The organism is Streptomyces sp. NPDC050416 (genome assembly GCF_044458845.1).
Taxonomy (GTDB): domain Bacteria; phylum Actinomycetota; class Actinomycetes; order Streptomycetales; family Streptomycetaceae; genus Streptomyces.
Genome location: NZ_JBITII010000002.1, coordinates 418,581 through 436,697 on the forward strand (window position 1 = coordinate 418,581; position 18,117 = coordinate 436,697).

The following is an 18,117-nucleotide window of genomic DNA, read 5'->3' on the forward strand; positions in this document are numbered from 1 at the left end:
GAATTCGATGATGTCACCACTGGGGCCCCGGTTCACCCCTTACCGATACGTCACACGCACGGCTCGCTGTCCCTACGGCGCATGCCGCCCCCGGAAGCGCCGGCGCTCGGAGTCGGCCTCCTGGGACGGCTCGTCCGCGAGCCGCACGACGGGGTCGTCGGGCCCGGCCCGCCCGGCGACGACCGGCCGCGTGGCCCGCTCGGCCTTCGCCCGGTACTGGGCCGCGTCGGCGAGCCGGAACAGCCTCCGCGCCGAGCGCACCGGACCGATCGGGTCCTCGGTGGACGCCACGCCGCAGGCCACGCCGTCCCCGAACTCCAACTCCGCTGCCCGCCGGCACAGTTCACCGGCCGCCTTGACGACCTGGTCGGCGGGCGACCCGACCGCGAGCAGACAGAACTCGTCCCCGCCGAGCCGTGCCGCCAGGGCCCCCGGCAGCATGGCCCCGCACAGCGACAGCACGGAGCCGAAACGCTCCAGGAGCCGGTCGCCGGCGGCGTGCCCGTGGGTGTCGTTGACCCGCTTGAGCCCGTTCAGATCGCAGACGACGAGGCTGACGACGGCTCCCTCCCTGCGGTGCCGCTCGATCGCCTGCTCCAGGTGTACGTCGACGGCACGGCGGTTGGCGAGCCCCGTCAGCGCGTCGGTGAACGCGAGGCGCCGGGCCTCCTCCAGCCGCTCGGTCTGGGCGATGCCGGCGGCGACGACGGCGGCCAGGACGGTGGCGAAGTCGGCGTCGCCCCGCTCGAAGACGGGCTCCCCGACCGGCCGCGCGACGTACAGCTCGCCCCAGGCCCGGCCGTGCAGCACGATGGGCGCGACCACGCAGCAGCCGCGGCCCCGGCGGCGCAGGGCGGCCACGCGCTGATGGCAGTACCCGGGACGCCGCCCTGCGGCGGGCCCCTCGGCGGTCTCCACCCAGGCGTCCGGCTCCCCGCCACCGGCCCACTGCTCGTGCAGGAACTCGGTGATCTCCGCGAACTGGTGCACCGGGTAGGACTCGTCCTCCGGGAACTCCTCCTCCCCCTCGGCCAGCTCACCGACGTTCACGAGGACCTTCAGCCGCCCGAGCTCCCGCTCCCACACCGACAGCGCGGCAAAGCTCCCGCCCAGCGCCCGGCACGCTCCGACCGCCGCCGCACGCCACGCCTCATGCAACCCGTGCGTGGCCGCCATCCCCTGAGCCAACGCGACGACAGCCGCGAGCCGTCTGTCCTCACCCATCACCCCAGGCTAGGCAGTTTCCAGCCATTTGGTCCGGTTGACGGCGCGAACGGGGAGCGGCACGCCGCTCCGCTGCGGACGCGGCCCCGCCCGGCTGCGGGCGGTCCGCCCCGCTCAGCTGCGGGCAGCCGGCCCCGCTGAGCTGCGGGCGGTCGTGCCTCCCCCAGTGCCTCAAGGGCCTGGGAGGTACCCCCAGGGCGGCACGGGCGGGCGCAGCGGCACCCCACACCGCCGGGCTGCGGACCCACCCCGCCCCAGCACCAACGCCGAGCACCCGGGAACCGACCCTCAGATCACTCCCCCGGCCACTGAGGCCGCCGCTTCTCATTGAACGCAGCGACCCCCTCCGCCCGATCCCCCGAGAACGCCACAGCCCGCCAGGCCGCGTCCTCCACCTCGAGCCCGGCCCGCAGATCCAGCCCCTGCCCCAACCGCAACGCCCGCTTCGCCGCCCGCAATCCCACAGGCGAGTTCCCGGCGATCCGAGCAGCCAGCTCCAGCGCCGATTCCCGGTCCCGCCCCTCCTCCACCACCTGATCCACCAGCCCCAACTCCCCCGCCTCGACGGCCTCCACCCGCCGCGCAGAGAAGATCAGCTCGGCCGCCCGCGCCGCCCCCACCCGCCGCGGCAGCAGCTGTGTCCCCCCACCGCCGGGAATCACCCCCACCGACACCTCCGGCAGCCCCACCACCGCGGTCCGGTCCGCCACGATCACGTCACACGCCAGCGCCAGCTCGAACCCGCCCCCCAGCGCGAACCCGTGCACCGCCGCCACCGTCGGCACCGGCAGCTCCAGCACTCCGGTGTACGCCCCCCGCGCGACGGGCCGCTGCCGCAGCAGCTCCGCGTCGCTGAACGAGTTCCGCTCCTTCAGATCGGCCCCGACACAGAACGCCCGCTCGTGCGACGAGGTCAGGACGACCACCCGTACGTCCCGGTCCTCGCCCAGCGCCGCGCACGCCCCGGCGACGGACCGCGCCATCTCCGTCGACACCGCGTTCATGGCCTTGGGCCGGTCGAGGACGAGTTCCGCGACATGCCCCTGCTCATGCCGCCGCACCAGCACGAACTCCCCGAACCGTTCCTCACTCATGACACCCTCCGGTTAACGCGGGTTAACTACATGACCGCTCCGATCATCGCAGCCCCACCCGACCCGCGAAAGAGCGGACGCGTCCGGTTCCCGCACCACGACCCCGCCCACCCGTTCGAGTGACATCACCCCAACTCCGGTCCGATCGCCCATGGGAGCGCATAACGTGCATCCGCCACGGCGCACTGGGGGCGCGTGCGTACCGGGGAGGGACCATGACGACGACGAACAAGCCGGCGATGCCGCAGCGGGACACCGGAGCACCGGGGGAAACCGACTCCTTACCACCCCGCGCCCGAGGCGGCCGCCACCGCAAACCCCGCCCCCGCAAGGCCCTGCTCGCCGCCGGCGGTCTCGCCCTGGCGGCCGGCGCCCTGAGCCTCGTACGCCTGACCTCCGGCCCCGGCACGGACAGCGTCGGCACGGTCGAGGCCGAGCCCCGCCCGGACCCGGTCACGACCGGCACGGACGAGGCGACGAACACCGCCGCCACCGCTCCCGCCACCCCCGAGGCGAGCCCCTCGTCACCCACCGCCCTGGGCGGCCTGCCCCCGTCACCGGGCACCCGCGGCCCGGTCACCGCCTCGCCCGCCCCGGCGGCGTCCATGTCCGTCGACACCCGCCGCGCGGATACGCCCCCGACTCCCCGGTCCACGACCATCCCCGACACCACGAACCCCCCGGCACCGACGGCCAGGGGCGAGGCCCCCCGCCCGGCCCCGACCAAGCCCTCACCGTCGAGCCGGACCACACCCACCCCGGCACCCGAGCCCGAGAAGCCGAAGAAACCGCAGGATCCGGGCCTGTGCGTGCCGGTCATCGGGGTGTGCGTGGACCCGCTGGACTGAGCGGCCCTGCGGTCGGCCGCGCCGGCCTCGTCAGCCGCCGTCCCGCCGCGTGAGCAGCCACGGCTCCACGACGCCCAGGCCACGCACCGGCCGCTGCCACATCGGCTGCAACGCGAACCGGTACGTCGGCGGCTCCTCGCCCTCCTTCTCCGCAGCCGCGGCCTCCTCGGCCGCCTCCGCCTCCGACGACGGGGCGTCCTGCGTGCGGATCAGCTCCTCGGCGAAGGCGGTGTCGACGAGGACGGCGTCCTTCGGAGCTATCGAGGTGAGCCGGGAGGCCAGGTTCACGGTCGTACCGAACACATCACCCATACGGGTGGTCACCGTGCCGAACGCCATGCCGACGCGCAGCTCCGGCATCGTATCGTCGTGCGCCATGGTCTCGATCAGCCGCAGGGCGATCTCGGCGGCCACACCCGCGTCGTCGGCGGCGTACAGCACCTCGTCGCCGAGGGTCTTGATCAGCCGGCCGCCGTTCGCGGCGACCAGGTCGGCGGCGGTGGTCTCGAACGCCTCGACCAGCTCGCCGAGCTCCTCCTCCTCCATCCGGCGGGTCAGCCGCGTGAACCCGACGAGATCGGCGAAGCCGACCGCGAGCCGCCGGTCCACCATCTCCTCGTCGTCGGCGGCCTGCACGACCCGTCCGGCCGAGGCTGCGAGCTGCCGGCGCCAGACGTAGACCAGGAACTCCTCCAGCTCGGGCAGGAGCAGCTCGACGATCGGGTACGTCACCTCGGTGCGCGTCATGCCCGGCTCGGGCGGCTCGGTCAGCCCCTCCAGGAAGGAGTCGATCTGCCATTCGGCGAGCCGCGCGGTGGTCTGCCCGGTGGACCGGGCCACCTGTACGGCCATCGCCTCGCTCAGCAGCCCCGCCTCGACGAGACCGGCGAGGCGTCGCAGCGCGAGGACGTCCGCCTCTGTGAGGGCCTTGGCCTGGCCGATGTCGGCGAAGCCCATGGCCCGCCAGAAGCGGGAGGCCAGTTCCATGGAGACGCCGGCGCTGCGGGCCGCCTGGAACGGGGTGTAGCGGCGCTCGGCGCCCAGGATGAGCCCTTCGAGGCGCAGGGCGAGCGGATCCTCGCCGGAGTCGGCGCCCTGCGCGTCCTCGCCGGAACCCGAGTCGTCGACGGTCACGCGTGCTGCCCTTCCGATCTGTCACGGTCATGTATCGACCGGCCTCAACTCTACGGCAGGTGTGCGCCAGCTCACTCCGTCAGGTTCAGCCGGGGGGTGAGGTGAGGGACCCGGCGTGTCCGAGGCACCCGGCGCTGCCCCACCGTCCCCAGGGGGCTTCGCCCCCTGAACCCCCGATCGGCCTGCGCGGCCTCGTCCTCAATCGCCGGACGGGCTGGGTGTGCTGATCGATCCGCCCAGCTGCGGGCAGTCGTGCCGCTGGGGCGGCACGGGTGGGCGCAGCGGCACCCCGCGGCGCCGGGTTGCGCACCCATCCCACCCCGGCTCAAGCAGGCCTCAGGTGCACGATGTCCCCCGCGCCCACAGGCTCCTGCACCCCCTCCCCCGTCGCCAGCACCAACCGCCCGTCCCCGTCCACCGCAACCGCTTCCCCCACCAGGGCCCGATCCCCCGGCAACTCCGCCCGCACTTTCCTGCCGAGCGTCGCGCACCCCGCCGCGTACGCCTCCAGCAACCCGCACGCACCCGCGTCACCCCCGGCCGCACGCCACTTCCCGTACCACTCCTCCAGAGCCCGCAGCACCCCCCGCAGCAACGGATCCCGGTCCGTGCTCACGGCCCCGGCCAGCACCAGGGACCCCGCCGTGGGCACCGGCAGCTCGTCCTCCTTCAGCGTGACGTTGATACCGACCCCGATGACGACCCCGCCGTCACCGGCCCGCTCCGCCAGGATCCCCCCGGCCTTGCGCTCCTCGCCCCGCACGGTGACCAGCAGGTCGTTCGGCCACTTCAGCGCCGTGTCGACACCCGCCGCCCGCGACAACCCCGTCGCCACCGCGACTCCCGTGAGCAGCGGCAGCCACCCCCACCGTTCCACGGGCACCTCGCCCGGCGTGAGCAGCACGGAGAAGAACAGGCCGGAGCGGGGCGGCGCCGTCCACTGGCGGTCGAGACGCCCGCGCCCGGCCGTCTGCTCCTCGGCGACGAGCACCGCGCCCTCGGCTGCGCTGCCCTCGGCGGCCCGGGCCACCAGGTCGGAGTTCGTGGAGCTGGTGCGCTGCACCAGGTCGACTTCCGACCACAGCCCTCCCTCATGCACCAAGCCCCGGCGCAGGGCGGTGATGTTGAGGGGCGGACGGTCCAGGTCCGACCAACGGCTACCGTTCGGCTCTGATGCATCTCGCGGCGTCATGCAAGCCACCCTAGGTGTGGTAAACGCCGCACTGCCGATGCGGAGGCACCCCACTAGTCTACGGATGAGTAACCGTCCCCCCTTTTGAGCAGGCAGGGAGCCAGATCCCGATGTCCGAGCCGGAAGAGCAGCAGCCTGACATTCACACGACCGCGGGCAAGCTCGCGGATCTCCAGCGCCGCATCGAAGAAGCGACGCACGCCGGCTCCGCACGCGCCGTCGAGAAGCAGCACGCCAAGGGCAAGCTGACGGCCCGTGAACGGATCGAGCTCCTGCTCGACGAGGGTTCCTTCGTCGAGCTCGACGAGTTCGCCCGGCACCGCTCCACCAACTTCGGCCTCGACAAGAACCGGCCGTACGGGGACGGGGTCGTCACCGGATACGGCACCGTCGACGGCCGCCCCGTCGCCGTGTTCTCCCAGGACTTCACCGTCTTCGGCGGGGCCCTCGGCGAGGTCTACGGGCAGAAGATCGTCAAGGTCATGGACTTCGCCCTGAAGACCGGCTGCCCGGTCATCGGCATCAACGACTCCGGCGGTGCCCGGATCCAGGAGGGCGTCGCCTCCCTCGGTGCCTACGGCGAGATCTTCCGCCGCAACACCCACGCGTCGGGCGTCATCCCGCAGATCAGCCTGGTCGTCGGCCCGTGCGCGGGCGGGGCCGTCTACTCCCCCGCCATCACCGACTTCACGGTCATGGTCGACCAGACCTCGCACATGTTCATCACCGGACCCGACGTCATCAAGACCGTCACCGGCGAGGACGTCGGCTTCGAGGAGCTGGGCGGGGCCAGGACCCACAATTCGACGTCCGGCGTCGCCCACCACATGGCGGGCGACGAGAAGGACGCCATCGAGTACATCAAGCAGTTGCTGTCGTACCTGCCGTCCAACAACCTCTCCGAGCCGCCGGCCTTCCCCGAGGAGGCCGACCTCGAGGTCACCGACGAGGACCGCGAGCTGGACGTGATCGTCCCGGACAGCGCGAACCAGCCGTACGACATGCACGCGGTGATCGAGCACGTCCTGGACGACGCCGAGTTCTTCGAGACGCAGCCGCTGTACGCGCCGAACATCGTCACCGGCTTCGGGCGGGTCGAAGGCCACCCGGTCGGCATCGTCGCCAACCAGCCGACGCAGCTCGCCGGATGCCTGGACATCAAGGCCAGCGAGAAGGCCGCCCGCTTCGTGCGCACCTGCGACGCCTTCAACGTCCCGGTCCTCACCTTCGTCGACGTCCCCGGCTTCCTGCCCGGCGTCGGCCAGGAGCACGACGGCATCATCCGGCGCGGCGCCAAGCTGATCTACGCCTACGCCGAGGCGACCGTCCCGCTCATCACGATCATCACCCGCAAGGCCTTCGGCGGCGCCTACGACGTCATGGGCTCCAAGCACCTGGGTGCCGATCTCAACCTCGCCTGGCCCACCGCCCAGATCGCCGTCATGGGCGCCCAGGGCGCGGTCAACATCCTGCACCGCCGCACGATCGCCGAGGCCGAGGCGAACGGCGAGGACCTGGAGGCGGTCCGGGCCCGGCTGATCCAGGAGTACGAGGACGCCCTCCTCAACCCCTACGTCGCGGCCGAGCGCGGCTACATCGACGCGGTGATCCTGCCGTCCGACACCCGCCGGCACGTCGTACGAGGCCTGCGTCAACTGCGGACGAAGCGGGAATCCCTGCCTCCGAAGAAGCACGGCAACATCCCCCTCTAGTCCCGGCGAGCCCAGGAGACCCACATGACGATCAAGGTCGTACGGGGCAACCCGACCCCCGAGGAGCTGGCCGCCGCCCTGGCGGTGGTCAGGGCCCGCGCCGCGGCGGCGGCAGCGACGCCGCCCGGCGCGCCGGACACCCGCGACTCCTGGTCCGACCCGTCCCGCATCGCGGCCCACCGCCTGCCCCAGCCGGGGCCGGCGGCCTGGGGCCGCACCTATTGGCCAGGGTGAGATCGGCTTTCTTCAGGGGCGCGGGGGAACCGCGCACTGGGCAACAGCGCGGGGCGCCAATATGAGTACCCCTACTCAGGCGCCCCGCCCTGCCAGGCCGCACGCTGGTCTCATGCTGTGGTCCGACCCCGAGAACGAACCGCCCGAAGAACTGCGTGACATGCAGGACATGCTGCGGCGGCTGAGCGTTCTCCTGGCCCTGGCCATGGTGCTCGCGATGATCGTGATCGGGGTGAGGTGAGCCGACCTCCATCAGGTGACTAACCTGACGGCATGACTGCTCAGCGCCGCAGGCGACTCGTCCTCGCCTCCCAGTCCCCCGCCCGGCTCGGGCTGCTCCGCCAGGCCGGTCTCGCCCCCGAGGTGATCGTGAGCGGCGTCGACGAGGACGCCGTCACCGCACCCACCCCCGCCGAACTGGCGCTCGCCCTCGCCGAGGCGAAGGCCTCCGTCGTGGCGGCCCGGCCCGAGGCCAAGGGCGCGATCGTGATCGGCTGCGACTCGGTGCTCGACCTGGACGGCCGGGCCCTCGGCAAGCCCGAGGACGCCGAGGAGGCCACCGCCCGCTGGAAGGCGATGCGCGGACGCGCCGGAACTCTGCAGACCGGCCACTGCGTCTACGACACGCTCTCCGGCCGCTACACCTCCGCCACCGCGTCCACCGTCGTTCACTTCGGCGAGCCCACGGACGAGGAGATCGCCGCCTACGTCGCCTCCGGCGAACCCCTCTACGTCGCCGGGGCCTTCACGCTGGACGGCCGCTCGGCCCCGTTCATCGACGGCATCGACGGCGACCACGGCAACGTGATCGGCATCAGCCTGCCCCTCGTCCGGCGACTCCTCGCCGAACTGGGCGTCGGCATCACGGAGTTGTGGGAGCCGGCGGGGAAGTGACCGGGGAGCCGTCGCCGCCCGCACCGTCCTGGGGCGCGGCGCCGGCGGGCTCGGCCGCCGGCCGGTCGTACGTCATCAGCAGCAGCACGATCAGGCCGAGCACCAGCACCATGAACAGGAACGCGGGCCAGCCCACGAGCCCCCAGGTGAACGCGCCGAGCAGCCCGTGCACGACCGCGGCACTGATCATCAGCACCCGCCCGAAGCCCGCCGGGGGCCGGTTCCGCAGCGCCACCAGCAGGGCGGCCAGGCCGCACAGCCCGAAGTAGAGGCCGAAGGCGATCCCGCCGATCTTCGACGACACGGACATCATGTGCGGGTCGAGCCCGGCCAGGGACATGTCCTGCCGGTCGACGACGACGCCGAGGAACCAGTTCAGCGCGGCGATGCCGAACGCCTCACCGAACAGCACCACCGCAACGATCCACGCCACCGGCCTGCGCACCACCGGGCCCACCCACTTACCCCTAGTACGTTCGAGACATCGCGAACGCTACTAACGAGTAAACCCTGGGACAAGGGTTCTGCGGCGGGCAAAGAATCATTGGGCCATTCGTAGGGACTCCACAAAGAAACCGAGTGGCCCGCAGCACGTGGTGACAGAGACCTTGACCACAGGGGAGGGCTAGGGTTTCCCGGAGGAGTACTGCGTACCGCGGTGCGACAAGGGATTTCGCGAGTCGAGCGAGCCTCGCATCACGCTCCGTGTGGGCAAGCTCACCACTGGGGACGGGTCGAAGTGCCGTGTCGGCAGTCCCTAAACTCGGCTTGTTTCAAGGAGGGAGCCTCATCGTGCGCAAGGTGCTCATCGCCAACCGTGGCGAAATCGCTGTCCGTGTGGCCCGGGCCTGCCGGGATGCCGGCATCGCGAGCGTTGCTGTCTACGCCGACCCGGACCGGGACGCTCTGCATGTCCGCGCCGCGGATGAGGCGTTCGCCCTGGGCGGTGACACGCCGGGCACCAGCTACCTCGACATCGAGAAGGTGCTGAAGGCCGCCCGCGAGTCGGGCGCGGACGCGATCCACCCCGGCTACGGATTCCTCTCGGAGAACGCGGAGTTCGCGCAGGCGGTCCTGGACGCGGGCCTGATCTGGATCGGCCCGCCCCCGCAGGCCATCCGCGACCTGGGCGACAAGGTCGCCGCCCGGCACATCGCGCAGCGCGCGGGCGCCCCGCTGGTTGCGGGCACGCCCGACCCGGTGTCCGGTGCGGAGGAGGTCGTCGCCTTCGCCGAGCAGCACGGTCTGCCGATCGCCATCAAGGCGGCGTTCGGTGGCGGTGGCCGCGGCCTGAAGGTCGCGCGCACGCTCGAAGAGGTCCCGGAGCTGTACGACTCGGCGGTCCGCGAGGCCGTCGCCGCCTTCGGCCGGGGCGAGTGCTTCGTCGAGCGCTACCTCGACAAGCCGCGGCACGTGGAGACCCAGTGCCTGGCCGACCAGCACGGCAACGTGGTCGTCGTCTCCACCCGTGACTGCTCCCTCCAGCGCCGCCACCAGAAGCTGGTCGAGGAGGCCCCCGCCCCCTTCCTCTCCGACGAGCAGATCGCCGAGCTGTACTCGTCCTCCAAGGCGATCCTGAAGGAGGCCGGTTACGTCGGCGCCGGCACGGTCGAGTTCCTCGTCGGCAACGACGGCACGATCTCCTTCCTGGAGGTCAACACCCGCCTGCAGGTGGAGCACCCGGTCACCGAGGAGGTCGCCGGCATCGACCTCGTCCGCGAGATGTTCCGCATCGCCGACGGCGAGGAGCTCGGCTACGACGACCCGGCGCTGCGGGGGCACTCCTTCGAGTTCCGCATCAACGGCGAGGACCCTGGCCGCAACTTCCTGCCGGCCCCCGGCACGGTCACGACGTTCGCCCCGCCGTCCGGCCCGGGTGTCCGGCTGGACGCGGGCGTGGAGTCCGGGGCGGTCATCGGCCCGGCGTGGGACTCGCTGCTGGCCAAGCTGATCGTCACCGGCCGCACGCGCAAGGAGGCGCTGGAGCGGGCCGCGCGGGCCCTGGAGGAGTTCCAGGTCGAGGGCATGGCGACGGCGATCCCGTTCCACCGCGCGGTGGTGAAGGACCCGGCGTTCGCGCCTGAGCTCACCGGCTCGTCCGACCCGTTCACGGTCCACACCCGCTGGATCGAGACGGAGTTCGTCAACGAGATCAAGCCGTTCGCGGCGGCCGGGGACGCCCTGGAGGCGGACGAGGAGCCGGGCCGCGAGACGGTGGTCGTCGAGGTCGGCGGCAAGCGCCTCGAGGTCTCCCTCCCGGCGTCCCTGGGCATGTCCCTGGCCCGCACGGGCCTCGCGGCCGGGGCCAAGCCCAAGCGCCGCGCGGCGAAGAAGTCGGGCCCCGCCGCCTCCGGCGACACCCTCGCCTCCCCGATGCAGGGCACGATCGTCAAGGTCGCGGTGGAGGAGGGCCAGGAGGTCAAGGAGGGCGACCTGGTCGTCGTCCTCGAGGCCATGAAGATGGAACAGCCCCTGAACGCGCACAAGTCCGGCACGATCAAGGGCCTCAGCGCGGAAATCGGCACGTCGGTCACGTCGGGCGCACCGATCTGCGAGATCAAGGACTGACCGGGCAGCACGGACAACACCTACGGCGCGGCCCCGGCTCGGGGCCGCGCCGCAGCCTAGCTGCGGGCAGTCGTACCGCTGAGCCGCGGTCAGTCGCGCCGCCGCTTAGCTGCGGGCAGTCGTGCCTCCCCCAGTGCCTTAAGGGCCTGGGAGGTACCCCCAGGGCGGCACGGGTGGGCGCAGCGGCACCCCGCAGCGCCGGGTTGCGCAACGCCCCGGCCCGGGCGACATCGCCGAGCACCTGGCAACCAGCGGCGACTCAACCCACCCGCCGGCTCAACGCCGCCGCAGATCCGCAACCCTCGCCCGCTCCGCCCCAGGACTCTGCTCCCCGAGCATCGTGGCCGACCGCAACCCACTCCCCGCCCCCGGCACCTGCCGCCGAGGCCCGGGCAACGGCACATCCCGCCGCTGCTGACGCCCCGGGCCGGCATCACCCCCGGGGCCTCCCGCCCCGGCCGACCCCCCCGGCGCCCCCGCGACAGTGATCTGCACACCCTGATCGGCGAGCGCCTGAAGCTCCGTACCCGCACGGTCGTCATGGGCGGGCGGCTCGTCCGTCACGAGGCGGGTGATGAGGTCCGTCGGCACGGTCTGGAACATCGTGTCCGTCCCGAGCTTGGTGTGGTCCGCGAGGACCACCACCTCCGCGGCGGCCTGCACCAGCGCCCGGTCGACCGACGCCGACAGCATGTTGGACGTGGACAGCCCGCGCTCCGCGGTCAGACCGCTCCCGGACAGGAACGCCCGCGACACTCTCAGCCCGTGCAGGGACTGCTCGGCACCGCTGCCGACCAGGGCGTAGTTCGAGCCGCGGAGCGTACCGCCGGTCATCACGACCTCGACCCGGTTGGCATGGGCCAGCGCCTGGGCGACCAGCAGTGAGTTGGTGACGACGGTCAGCCCGGGCACCCGGGCGAGCCGGCGGGCCAGCTCCTGGGTCGTCGTACCCGCCCCGACCACGATCGCCTCACCCTCCTCCACGAGACTCGCGGCGAGGTCGGCGATGGCGGTCTTCTCGGCGGTCGCGAGATGAGACTTCTGCGGAAAGCCGGACTCCCGCGTGAAACCGCCCGGCAGTACCGCACCGCCGTGCCGGCGGTCGAGGAGTCCTTCTGCCTCCAGCGCGCGCACGTCCCGCCGTACGGTCACTTCGGAGGTCTGGACGACGCGGGCGAGCTCACGGAGCGACACGGCCCCGTTCGCTCGCACCATTTCGAGGATCAATTGGCGACGTTCTGCAGCGAACACGAAACTGACAGTAACGCCAGCGACCGTCTGCTTTCAGCAGTTTGCGCTGAATAGCAGAAGATGTTCGCACGGAGCAGTGCGAAGTGGTATAGGGCCTAGTCGCGCCGCCTATGCCGCACGAATGGTCGAACACTCCCCGTGACCAGCGAGGAACCGGATCCGGCCTCAGCCCTCGCCTGTGTCCTTCCGGGTGTGCAACTGCCGTGCCACCTCGGCGATCGAGCCCGACAGCGAGGGATAGACGGTGAAGGCGTTCGCAATCTGTTCGACGGTCAGATTGTTGTCGACCGCGATCGAGATGGGGTGGATCAGTTCCGAGGCACGCGGCGCCACGACGACACCACCGACCACGATCCCGGTCCCCGGCCGGCAGAAGATCTTGACGAAGCCGTCGCGGATGCCCTGCATCTTCGCGCGCGGGTTGCGCAGCAGCGGCAGCTTCACGACCCGGGCGTCGATCTTCCCGCCGTCGACGTCGGCCTGGGTGTAGCCCACGGTGGCGATCTCCGGGTCGGTGAAGACGTTCGACGAGACGGTCTTGAGGTTCAGCGGGGCCACGGCATCGCCCAGGAAGTGGTACATGGCGATACGTCCCTGCATGGCGGCCACGGAGGCGAGGGCGAACACGCCCGTCACGTCACCGGCCGCGTACACGCCCGGAGCGGTCGTACGCGACACCTTGTCGGTCCAGATGTGACCGGACTCGCGCAGCCGGACCCCGGCCTCCTCCAGCCCCATGCCCGAGCTGTTCGGAACGGCGCCGACGGCCATGAGGCAGTGCGACCCGGTGATCACCCGCCCGTCGGAGAGGGTCACCTCGACCCGGTCCCCGACCCGCTTGGCGGACTGCGCCCGGGTGCGTCCCATGACGTTCATGCCGCGCCGCCGGAAGACCTCCTCCAGTACGGCCGCCGCGTCCGGGTCCTCACCCGGCAGCACGCGGTCCCGCGACGACACGAGCGTCACCTTCGACCCCAGCGCCTGGTAGGCACCGGCGAACTCGGCACCGGTCACACCCGACCCGACCACGATCAGCTCCTCGGGGAGCTCGTCGAGGTCGTACACCTGGGTCCAGTTCAGGATCCGCTCGCCGTCGGGCTGGGCGTCGGGCAGCTCGCGGGGATGCCCGCCGGTGGCGATGAGCACGGCATCCGCCGTCAGGGTCTCTTCACTCCCGTCGGCGGCGCGCACCACGACCTTGCGCGACCCGTCGAGCGCCTGCATGCCCTCCAGCCGCCCGCGCCCGCGCAGGACACGCGCCCCGGCACGCGTCACGGAGGCCGTGATGTCGTGCGACTGGGCGAGCGCGAGCCGCTTCACACGCCGGTTGACCTTCCCCAGGTCGACGCCCACGACCCGGGCGCTCTGCTCCAGGGGCGGGGTGTCGTCCGCGACGATGATCCCCAGCTCCTCGTAGGACGAGTCGAAGGTGGTCATCACCTCGGCCGTGGCGATCAGGGTCTTCGACGGCACGCAGTCGGTGAGCACCGACGCCCCGCCCAGACCGTCGCAATCGACGACGGTCACCTCCGCGCCGAGTTGAGCGGCCACCAGCGCCGCTTCGTATCCGCCGGGTCCGCCACCGATGATCACGATCCGAGTCACGTACCCCATTGTCCCGCACCCATCAACATGGCACCGCCCCGGGGCCCGCCGCCGATGCGGCTCCGTTACGCGAGTGACTCCCGGGCACCTGCCGTACCCTCTCCCCATGTCGCTCTACGCCGCGTACGCCGGCAACCTCGACGCGCGGCTGATGTCCCGCCGCGCCCCGCACTCGCCGCTGCGCGCCACCGGCTGGCTGAACGGGTGGCGGCTGACCTTCGGCGGCGAGCACATGGGCTGGGAGGGCGCCCTGCCGACGATCGTCGAGGACCCCCTCTCCCAGGTCTTCGTCGCGCTGTACGACATCGCCCCCATGGACGAGGAGTCACTCGACCGCTGGGAGGGCGTGGGGCTCGACATCTACCGCCGCACACGCGTACGGGTCCACACCCTGGAGGGTGACGAACAGGCGTGGGCCTTCACCCTCAACGCCTACGAGGGCGGCCTGCCCTCCGCCCGCCACCTGGGCGAGATCGCCGACGCGGCCGAGTCGGCCGGCGCCCCCCACGACTACGTCATGGAACTCCGCAAGCGCCCCTGCTGACCCTCTCTTCGTCGGAAACGACAAGACAACGATCGCCACCCCGTGAGGTCCACCATCTACGCGCGTAGGCAATCACCGGCTACCCTCGTGCGCGTGAACGCATCTCTTCTTCCGGACGACATCCAGGGCGACCCCCACGCCGCCGCCGACGCCGCCGCGGCCCGCCTGCGCGAACTCACGGGCGCCGAGACCCACGACGTCGCCCTCGTGATGGGCTCCGGCTGGGCTCCGGCCGTGGACGCCCTCGGTGCCCCCGAGGCCGAGCTCCAGGTCACCGAGCTGCCCGGCTTCCCGCCCCCGGCGGTCGAGGGCCACGGAGGCAAGATCCGCTCGTACCGGATCGGCAACAAGCGCGCCCTGGTCTTCCTCGGCCGTACGCACTACTACGAGGGCCGCGGCGTGGCAGCGGTCGCGCACGGCGTCCGCACCGCGGTCTCGGCCGGCTGCAAGACGATCGTCCTCACGAACGGCTGCGGCGGCCTGCGCGAGGGTATGCGCCCCGGCCAGCCGGTCCTGATCAGCGACCACATCAACCTCACCGCCACCTCGCCCATCATCGGCGCCAACTTCGTCGACCTCACCGACCTCTACTCCCCGCGCCTGCGGGCCCTGTGCAAGGAGGTCGACCCCACGCTGGAGGAGGGCGTCTACGCCCAGTTCCCCGGCCCGCACTACGAGACTCCGGCGGAGATCCGTATGGCCCGGGTCATCGGTGCGGACCTGGTGGGCATGTCGACGGTCCTGGAGGCGATCGCCGCGCGTGAGGCGGGTGCGGAGGTTCTGGGCATCTCCCTCGTCACGAACCTGGCGGCGGGCATGACCGGAGAGCCCCTGAACCACGAAGAGGTCCTCCAGGCCGGCCGCGACTCCGCGACGCGCATGGGTTCACTGCTCGCCCAGGTCCTGGGCCGCCTGTAAGCAACCCGGCGTGGTTGCCTGGGCCGGGTGGGTCCGCAGCCCGGCGGAGCGGGGTGCCGCTGCGCCCACCCGTGCCGCCTGGGGGCACCTCCCAGACCCTTAAGGAACTGGAGGAGGCACGACTGCCCGCAGCCAGGCGCGCCCGTACCCGCCGACGGCGAGACGGGGACGTGTCGGGGGGTGTCCGCCCGCAGCGGTTGGCGCGTCAACGGAACGGTTAGTCGGTACGCAATCCCATCGCGCCGTTCCGAGGACGGACACCCCCCGGCGCGGCCCCGACCCACAAGCCAGCCGCAGGCGCTCCGCGCACCCCCACCGAAGCAGCCACAGGCCGCCGCAGGCACCCAGCACCACCCACACAACGGAGAGGCTGACACAGACCGTGCACGACGAACTCATCGCACAGGCCCAGGCGTGGCTCACCGAGGACCCCGACCCGGAAACCCGCACCGAGCTCGCCCGCCTCATCGACGCCCAGGACCACACCGAACTCGCCGCCCGCTTCAGCGGCACCCTCCAGTTCGGCACCGCCGGCCTCCGCGGCGAACTCGGCGCCGGCCCCATGCGCATGAACAGCTCCGTCGTCATCCGCGCGGCCGCCGGCCTCGCCGCGTACCTCAAGAAGCAGGGCCACCACGACGGCCTCGTCGTCATCGGCTACGACGCCCGCCACAAGTCGCACGACTTCGCCCGCGACACCGCCGCCGTCATGACCGGCGCCGGCCTCCGCGCAGCCGTCCTCCCCCGCCCCCTCCCCACTCCCGTCCTCGCCTTCGCGATAAGGCACCTCGGCGCGGTCGCCGGCGTGGAGGTCACCGCCAGCCACAACCCGCCCCGCGACAACGGCTACAAGGTCTACCTCGGCGACGGCTCCCAGATCGTCCCCCCGGCGGACACCGAGATCGCCGCGGAGATCGCCGCCGTCCCGTCCCTCACCACGGTCCGCCGCCCCACCGAAGGCTGGGACACCCTCGACGACAGCGTCCTCGACGCCTACCTCGCCCGCACCGACGCCGTACTCGCCAAGGATTCCCCCCGCACGGCCCGCACGGTGTACACGGCGATGCACGGCGTCGGCAAGGACGTCCTCCTCGCCGCCTTCGCCCGCGCCGGCTTCCCGGAACCGGTCCTCGTCGCGGAGCAGGCCGAACCCGACCCGGAGTTCCCGACCGTCGCGTTCCCCAACCCGGAGGAGCCCGGCGCGATGGACCTGGCGTTCGCGACGGCCCGCGCGCTCACTCCCGCCCCCGACCTGATCATCGCCAACGACCCGGACGCGGACCGCTGCGCCGTCGCCGTACAGGACGGCCAGAACGGCGCCGACTGGCGCATGCTCCGCGGCGACGAGGTCGGCGCGCTGCTCGCCGCCCACCTGGTCCGCCGCGGAGCGACCGGCACCTTCGCGGAGTCGATCGTCTCCTCCTCCCTCCTCGGCCGCATCGCCGAGAAGGCCGGCCTCCCCCACGTAGAGACCCTCACCGGCTTCAAGTGGATCGCCCGCGCGGAGGGCCTGCGCTACGGCTACGAGGAGGCCCTCGGCTACTGCGTCGACCCGGACGGCGTACGCGACAAGGACGGCATCACGGCCGCGCTCCTGATCACGGAACTGGCGTCGCAGCTCAAGGAGGAGGGCCGCACCCTCCTCGACCTCCTCGACGACCTGGCCGTGGAACACGGCCTGCACGCCACGGACCAGCTCTCGGTCCGCGTCGAGGACCTGTCCCTGATCGCCGCCGCGATGCGCCGCCTGCGCGAACAGCCCCCGACCGAACTCGCCGGCCTGCCGATCACCCGCACCGACGACCTCACCCAGGGCACGGACGCCCTCCCGCCCACCGACGGCCTGCGCTACACCCTCGACGGCGCCCGGGTGATCGTCCGCCCGAGCGGCACGGAGCCGAAGCTGAAGTGCTACCTGGAGGTCGTGATCCCGGTCGCGGCCCACGCCGAGCTCCCCCAGGCCCGCGCACAGGCGACGGCTCGACTGGAGTCGATCAAACGCGACCTGTCGACAGCGACAGGCATCTGACCGCACCCGCGGTCGTACGCCCACAAGAACGGCCCCGGCGCAGCCGAGCACCCGGCCGGGGCCGATGGGCCAACGGGCCCACCCTCACCCCACCACCACCAGAATCAGCACAAGCAACGCCCCGGCAACCGCCGGCCCCACCACCTCGTACGCCCACCGCACGGTCACCTCCCCCTGCGCCGTCTCCGCCCGGCGCCGCGCCTCGTGCAGCCCCCGCAGCTCATCCATGATCCGGTCGGTCTCCGCCCGCGCGGGCCCGTCCGACACCGGGCCGCCGGCGAGACCCTGCCCAGGCCCCGAGCCCAGCCCCGCACGCATCCCGAGCGCACTGCCGCGCCCCTCGTCCCGCCCCATGTGCCGCCGTGCCTGCGCGGTCGCCCGCATCTCACGCCGCGCGGCCTTCTTGCGGGCCCGCAGCGACACGGGCACGGCCCACAGCTGGTACTTCGCGCCGGACTCGGTGACGACCTCGTTCGAGTAGGCGGACTTCAGCGAGGCGACCTGCCCCCAGGGGACCACGACGACGCGGAACGGGTTGCGGATACGCAGCCGGTCGTCACCCGCGTACACGGCGGGGCGCAGCGTGAACGCGGCGACCAGCGGCACGATGAGGATCAGCACGGCGAGCGCCATCCACGGCGTCCGCCCCTCGCCCGAGACGATCGCGTCGATGCCGAGCCATCCGGCGATGGCCAGCAGCAGCACCCCACCGGCGATGGCCGGAACCGACCGGTACACCCGGTCCTCGGACTCGGGCTCCGGAGGCTGCGGCGCGGGCGACTGGGACTCGGGGCTCGTCATGCTCCGATTCTGCCGGACCGTGTGCAGACCACTGCTACCCACCCGGCCAAACCCAGGGACCAAACCCAG

The 18,117-nt window shown here is 72.1% G+C and carries 17 protein-coding genes; 9 read left to right on the forward strand and 8 right to left on the reverse strand.

Going from position 1 to position 18,117, the window contains the following annotated elements:
* Nucleotides 1-72: 72 nt before the first annotated feature.
* Nucleotides 73-1,224: a diguanylate cyclase domain-containing protein gene (locus tag ACIBL4_RS06925; RefSeq protein WP_399407238.1), complete on the reverse strand. Its 1,152-nt coding sequence runs from the start codon at nt 1,222-1,224 to the stop codon at nt 73-75.
* Nucleotides 1,225-1,517: 293 nt separating this feature from the next.
* Complete coding sequence (locus ACIBL4_RS06930; RefSeq protein WP_399407240.1) at nt 1,518-2,318, reverse strand: enoyl-CoA hydratase/isomerase family protein; 801 nt, start codon at nt 2,316-2,318, stop codon at nt 1,518-1,520.
* A 215-nt stretch (nt 2,319-2,533) separates the two neighbouring features.
* Between ACIBL4_RS06930 and ACIBL4_RS06935 the strand changes: the two genes are divergently transcribed.
* Nucleotides 2,534-3,166 carry a hypothetical protein gene (locus ACIBL4_RS06935; protein WP_399407242.1) on the forward strand — a complete coding sequence of 211 codons (633 nt, stop codon included), beginning with the start codon at nt 2,534-2,536 and terminating at the stop codon, nt 3,164-3,166.
* 30 nt (nt 3,167-3,196) lie between these two features.
* Here ACIBL4_RS06935 and ACIBL4_RS06940 read toward each other — a convergent pair whose 3' ends face one another.
* Together ACIBL4_RS06940 and ACIBL4_RS06945 are read right to left on the reverse strand one after the other, a co-directional pair.
* Nucleotides 3,197-4,300: an adenylate/guanylate cyclase domain-containing protein gene (locus tag ACIBL4_RS06940; RefSeq protein ID WP_399407244.1), complete on the reverse strand. Its 1,104-nt coding sequence runs from the start codon at nt 4,298-4,300 to the stop codon at nt 3,197-3,199.
* 325 nt (nt 4,301-4,625) lie between these two features.
* On the reverse strand, nt 4,626-5,492 hold the full coding sequence (locus tag ACIBL4_RS06945) for a biotin--[acetyl-CoA-carboxylase] ligase (RefSeq protein ID WP_399407246.1): 867 nt from the start codon (nt 5,490-5,492) through the stop codon (nt 4,626-4,628).
* 110 nt (nt 5,493-5,602) lie between these two features.
* Here ACIBL4_RS06945 and ACIBL4_RS06950 point away from each other — a divergent pair, with 110 nt between their 5' ends.
* The 4 genes from ACIBL4_RS06950 (at nt 5,603) to ACIBL4_RS06965 (ending at nt 8,332) form a co-directional block, all read left to right on the forward strand.
* Nucleotides 5,603-7,204 (forward strand): acyl-CoA carboxylase subunit beta, encoded by a 1,602-nt coding sequence (locus tag ACIBL4_RS06950; RefSeq protein ID WP_399407248.1) that lies wholly within the window; start codon nt 5,603-5,605, stop codon nt 7,202-7,204.
* Nucleotides 7,205-7,228: 24 nt separating this feature from the next.
* The gene (locus ACIBL4_RS06955) at nt 7,229-7,438 is read left to right on the forward strand and encodes an acyl-CoA carboxylase epsilon subunit (protein WP_086605521.1); all 210 of its coding nucleotides are present in this window, start codon (nt 7,229-7,231) and stop codon (nt 7,436-7,438) included.
* Nucleotides 7,439-7,550: 112 nt separating this feature from the next.
* Nucleotides 7,551-7,679, forward strand: a complete 129-nt coding sequence (mmpB, locus tag ACIBL4_RS06960; protein ID WP_142160211.1) for a morphogenic membrane protein MmpB — start codon at nt 7,551-7,553, stop codon at nt 7,677-7,679.
* Between the two features lie 32 nt (nt 7,680-7,711).
* Complete coding sequence (locus ACIBL4_RS06965) at nt 7,712-8,332, forward strand: Maf family protein (protein ID WP_399407251.1); 621 nt, start codon at nt 7,712-7,714, stop codon at nt 8,330-8,332.
* Here the strand turns inward: ACIBL4_RS06965 and ACIBL4_RS06970 are convergent.
* On the reverse strand, nt 8,301-8,780 hold the full coding sequence (locus ACIBL4_RS06970; protein ID WP_399407253.1) for a hypothetical protein: 480 nt from the start codon (nt 8,778-8,780) through the stop codon (nt 8,301-8,303). The genes ACIBL4_RS06965 and ACIBL4_RS06970 overlap by 32 nt on opposite strands.
* Before the next feature lie 344 nt (nt 8,781-9,124).
* On the opposite strand from ACIBL4_RS06970, the gene ACIBL4_RS06975 reads away from it, so the two are divergent.
* Nucleotides 9,125-10,900: an acetyl/propionyl/methylcrotonyl-CoA carboxylase subunit alpha gene (locus ACIBL4_RS06975; RefSeq protein WP_399407255.1), complete on the forward strand. Its 1,776-nt coding sequence runs from the start codon at nt 9,125-9,127 to the stop codon at nt 10,898-10,900.
* Nucleotides 10,901-11,176: 276 nt separating this feature from the next.
* On the opposite strand, the gene ACIBL4_RS06980 is transcribed toward ACIBL4_RS06975, so the two are convergent.
* Entirely contained in the window at nt 11,177-12,151 is a 975-nt protein-coding gene (locus ACIBL4_RS06980) for a DeoR/GlpR family DNA-binding transcription regulator (protein ID WP_399407257.1), read from the reverse strand.
* 165 nt (nt 12,152-12,316) lie between these two features.
* Nucleotides 12,317-13,765 carry an NAD(P)H-quinone dehydrogenase gene (locus ACIBL4_RS06985; protein WP_356927935.1) on the reverse strand — a complete coding sequence of 483 codons (1,449 nt, stop codon included), beginning with the start codon at nt 13,763-13,765 and terminating at the stop codon, nt 12,317-12,319.
* Between the two features lie 97 nt (nt 13,766-13,862).
* Between ACIBL4_RS06985 and ACIBL4_RS06990 the strand changes: the two genes are divergently transcribed.
* The 3 genes from ACIBL4_RS06990 (at nt 13,863) to ACIBL4_RS07000 (ending at nt 17,247) form a co-directional block, all read left to right on the forward strand.
* Entirely contained in the window at nt 13,863-14,300 is a 438-nt protein-coding gene (locus tag ACIBL4_RS06990; RefSeq protein ID WP_399407259.1) for a gamma-glutamylcyclotransferase, read from the forward strand.
* A gap of 93 nt (nt 14,301-14,393) precedes the next feature.
* Nucleotides 14,394-15,218, forward strand: coding sequence for a purine-nucleoside phosphorylase (locus ACIBL4_RS06995; protein ID WP_020274367.1), 825 nt, complete (start codon nt 14,394-14,396; stop codon nt 15,216-15,218).
* 382 nt (nt 15,219-15,600) lie between these two features.
* Nucleotides 15,601-17,247: a phospho-sugar mutase gene (locus ACIBL4_RS07000; RefSeq protein WP_399407262.1), complete on the forward strand. Its 1,647-nt coding sequence runs from the start codon at nt 15,601-15,603 to the stop codon at nt 17,245-17,247.
* Between the two features lie 84 nt (nt 17,248-17,331).
* Here ACIBL4_RS07000 and ACIBL4_RS07005 read toward each other — a convergent pair whose 3' ends face one another.
* Nucleotides 17,332-18,048 (reverse strand): PH domain-containing protein, encoded by a 717-nt coding sequence (locus ACIBL4_RS07005; protein ID WP_399407264.1) that lies wholly within the window; start codon nt 18,046-18,048, stop codon nt 17,332-17,334.
* Nucleotides 18,049-18,117 lie beyond the last annotated feature (69 nt).